The organism is Aequorivita flava (genome assembly GCF_038742595.1).
Taxonomy (GTDB): domain Bacteria; phylum Bacteroidota; class Bacteroidia; order Flavobacteriales; family Flavobacteriaceae; genus Aequorivita; species Aequorivita marisscotiae.
The window spans coordinates 1-3,914 of record NZ_JBANCF010000028.1 but is presented as its reverse complement, the minus strand read 5'-3'; the positions used below and the strand labels follow the sequence as shown (position 1 = coordinate 3,914).

3 protein-coding genes are annotated in these 3,914 nt (G+C 30.9%); all 3 read left to right on the top strand.

Annotated features, from left to right (window positions below):
* Positions 1–271 precede the first annotated feature (271 nt).
* The 3 genes from VZD24_RS15095 to VZD24_RS15085 all read left to right on the top strand — a co-directional run bounded on the left by VZD24_RS15095 (position 272) and on the right by VZD24_RS15085 (position 3,666).
* Positions 272–1,789, top strand: a complete 1,518-nt coding sequence (locus VZD24_RS15095) for an ArnT family glycosyltransferase (RefSeq protein WP_342688092.1) — start codon at positions 272–274, stop codon at positions 1,787–1,789.
* A gap of 160 nt (positions 1,790–1,949) precedes the next feature.
* On the top strand, positions 1,950–2,378 hold the full coding sequence (locus VZD24_RS15090) for a hypothetical protein (RefSeq protein ID WP_342688091.1): 429 nt from the start codon (positions 1,950–1,952) through the stop codon (positions 2,376–2,378).
* A gap of 133 nt (positions 2,379–2,511) precedes the next feature.
* Positions 2,512–3,666 carry a T9SS type A sorting domain-containing protein gene (locus VZD24_RS15085; RefSeq protein WP_342688089.1) on the top strand — a complete coding sequence of 385 codons (1,155 nt, stop codon included), beginning with the start codon at positions 2,512–2,514 and terminating at the stop codon, positions 3,664–3,666.
* Positions 3,667–3,914 lie beyond the last annotated feature (248 nt).

Here is a 3,914-nt window from a genome sequence, read left to right as displayed (position 1 = left end):
GGATTATCAATGTTGTCGAAGTCTAAAGCTTCACCGTATATAGTAACCTTACTCCGCTCTTTTGTTCTTTCTGATTAATACTTAAAATTAACTTATTTAGTGAAAATCAAACTTAAGACGTGTATAATTAATTGCTTTGGCAAGTGCTTATTTGGAAAATTCCTTCGGAATTTTATCTGGTTCGTATTTGTTTACTAAATTAGTTACTTAATCACGCAACTAACCATACACAACAACGTTGTGTGCCATTTAAAAAAACCCGAAATAATAAATGAATAGACAGACGAAACTTGTAATATTTGCTTTTTGCATCGTCAAATTAGCTCTTCATTTAATAGCTAACAGAAATTCAGGTTTTCAAGGAGACGAACTGCTTCATATTGAAACAGGAAATCATCTTGCATTTGGATTTATGGAATTTCCACCAATAATTGGAGTTTTGGCATTCATCCAAAACTTATTCCAAACGGAATCCGTTTTCGTTCACCACATTTTTTCGGACATTGCTGCAATTCTCATTCTCATTTTTGTTTCCAAAATCACTGTAGAATTAGGCGGAAAGACAAAAGCTGTTTTTTTGGTTTTGATGTGTTTCATCATTGCACCAGCATTTGGACGTTCACAACAGTTATTTCAACCAGTGGTTTTTAGCCAATTGTTTTGGGTTCTGAACTTTTTCTTTCTGACTAAATATGTTAAAAGTCTTGACCGAAAATATTTATGGTTACTGACCTTTGGCGCTGTATTGGCATTTTTAACTAAATACGATGCTGTATTTTTCATTTTCGGAGTTTCATCGCTATTGCTTTTTAAATCGACAAGGCAAGCATTAATAAAGCAAAATTTTTGGTGGAATATTATCGTTTTTATCATTTTGATAAGCCCAAATATCATTTGGCAAATCGTCAATGATTTTCCTGTTCTAAAAATGTTTGACCGACTTTATGAAACTCAGTTGGATAGACAGACACCTTCAGAAGTTTTACCAGGCCTTCTTATGGCATTGAATCCTTTAACATTGCTCATTACTATTCCAGCAATCGTTTCAATGTTCCATCATTCAATGAGAAACTATAGACCATTAACGGTATCAATTCTATTATCTATTATCTTTTTAGCATTCAGTCAAGGAAAAGGATATTACTTTTATCCTATTGCACTGACAATTTTACCGTTTGGCGGCATATTTTGGGAACAAATTATTCTGCCAAAAAGAAAATGGTTGATTTATCCAATCGGAATTTTACTTGTAATTGGGGTCATTTTAATCCCATTTGGGATGCCTGTATTTCCATTGGAAAGTTATTTAAAACACGACTATCCTTATGAAAACAGAGATGTTGTAAAGGGTGGTCAATTCAATGTCAGATTTGAGGAAAGGTATTCAAAAGAGAAATGGGCTGTTACTTTAAAGGAATTGAAAACTGTATACGACAGCCTACCAAATCCAGAAAAAAACAACACCATAATTTGGGGAAAACATTACGCACAGGCAGGAGCAGTGAATTTGTTTAACGAGAGATATGATTTACCAAAAGCATATTCTTTACACGGTAGTTTCTACAATTGGGTTCCAAAGGGAGATATGCCTGAAACAACAATATGTTTAGGTTACAATGTTGGCGACTTTTTTAACGAGTATTTTGACGAAGTAACTATAGTAAAAACCATTTACAATCCCTATTCGGAGAATGAAGAAGAGTTATATCAACATATCTACCTCTGCAAAAAACCAAAACAATCATATGACGAATTAAAAACATTATTTAAAGACCGAGTATTTGAATAAAAAAACGGACACACAACATTGTATAAGCGTAATACGGGCGAAAGCACTAATTTTAAACAAATTGCCCAATAAAAAACATATAATCATACCGAAAGTGAAGTGCTTCTAATCCCGCACTACGCTTATACCTTACCGTTGGGGGTAATTTGAAAAGAACAGTATGGAAATAGAAATTTATAAGACAGAAGTGCCGAAGAAAATAAAACAAGCGTCAATCTTGGTTTACGTTTCACTTCTAATTGGATTGATAAAGTCAGTTCTTTATGAAACTATGACAGACCAGAAAATGCTTTCTGACCCCAAATCCTTGACAATAGGAATATTAACGATATTAATAATCGGGTTCTTCGGATATAAAATTGGAAAAGGAAAAAATTGGGCAAGGATTACTTTATTAGTTCTTTTTATTATTGGAATGTTAGGTGTTCCATTTATCATTATGACTGAATTTCAAATGAATCCAATAATTGGGATTGTGTCCATCGTTCAAATGCTGATTCAATTGTACGTTCTAATTATTCTATTTAGTGGAGAATCTAAGAATTGGTTTAAAGAACAGAGAATAAAAACTACCCCCAACAATGCATAACCGCAATTACGGCGGATTCGACTGCGTCCGAATCCACGCGTTATTGCTACCGTCGGTGCTTATCCGAAAAACATTAAATTTATTCCCGTAACTGCGGTTATACGAAACGTTGTGTGTCATTAATAAAGAAATTATGAAAAAAACATTTTCAATATTATTAATTATTTTTCCCATATTTTGTTTTGGACAAACAATAAATTTTTCCGATATAAATTTTAAAAACGCACTTCTCAACAACAATTGTGTTGATATAGATAATGATGGATTTCCTGACACCAATGCTGACACTAATAACGACGGAGAAATACAATTAACAGAAGCTGAATCTATAATAGGCTTACATTTATCGTCCTCGTATATACAATCAATGAATGAAATAAGTTACTTTGTTAATCTACAACATTTATCTGTTATTAATAATAATTTAACAAGTTTGGATGTTTCTCAACTTATTTATTTAGTAAAGCTTTATGTTTACAATAATTATCAACTAAATAGTTTGATATTACCTCAGACAAATTCTCTTGAAGAGTTACTGTGTTTTAATAATATTTTAAATTCTTTAGACATATCAAACAATACAAATCTTAAAATTCTTCATTGCTATAACAACGGATTAACAAATTTAGACATTTCTCAAAACTTAATTCTTGAAGACTTACAATGTGGTGGAATTAGCAATCCTAATCTATTAACTAATATAGATTTAACTCAACATATTAATTTAAAAGAATTTGGATGCCATAACTGTTTAATCTCAAACATTGACTTATCCCAAAATATTAACTTAGAATCTCTACATCTACAGCAAAACAATTTGACAGAATTGGACTTATCTCAAAACACTTCTTTAAATACATTAAGCTGCCAAAATAATGAACTTACTTTACTTAATATTAAAAATGGAAATAATAATTTTTTAAGTATGCTTGCTTATAACAACCCTAATTTAACTTGTATTGAAGTAGATGATGTAAATTATGCTAACAACTCTGGTTGGAATATAAATAACACACAAGCACAATATAATTTAGATTGTTCAAATTTAAGTATTCTAGAATTTGATAAACCAGAAATCGAAATATATCCAAACCCAACTAAATCAAAGTTAAATATCAAATCAAAAGCACAAATTGAACAAGTGATTATTTATTCAATTTTAGGTAAATTTATAAGAAAGAAACTAAATACCTCTATGATAGATATATCTGAGTTTGATTCTGGAATATATTTTTTAAAAATCAAAGCTAAAAATAGTATATCAACAATTAAAATTATTAAAGAATAAAACGACACACAACAATGGCTATAAGTAATTGCTTGTTCTCGCCTACTTCTGAAAATCCTCGCGGATTTTCAGTTTGGTGTGTACTTGCAAAGATAAGTGCTAAACCACGCAACTACTCATAGCCGAGACCGTTGGCAATAATTTGAATGAAAACGATAATCCAAACTTTAATATTACTTACGATTTTACAAAGTTGTTCAAAAAAGAAAATCGATAACGACTTAATTGGTAATTGGAGTTCAACCAAA

Coding starts and splice junctions, on each gene's coding strand:
- VZD24_RS15095 (WP_342688092.1), top strand. CDS start 272: ATGAATAGACAGACGAAACTTGTAATATTTGCTTTTTGCATCGTCAAA.
- VZD24_RS15085 (WP_342688089.1), top strand. CDS start 2,512: ATGAAAAAAACATTTTCAATATTATTAATTATTTTTCCCATATTTTGT.
- VZD24_RS15090 (WP_342688091.1), top strand. CDS start 1,950: ATGGAAATAGAAATTTATAAGACAGAAGTGCCGAAGAAAATAAAACAA.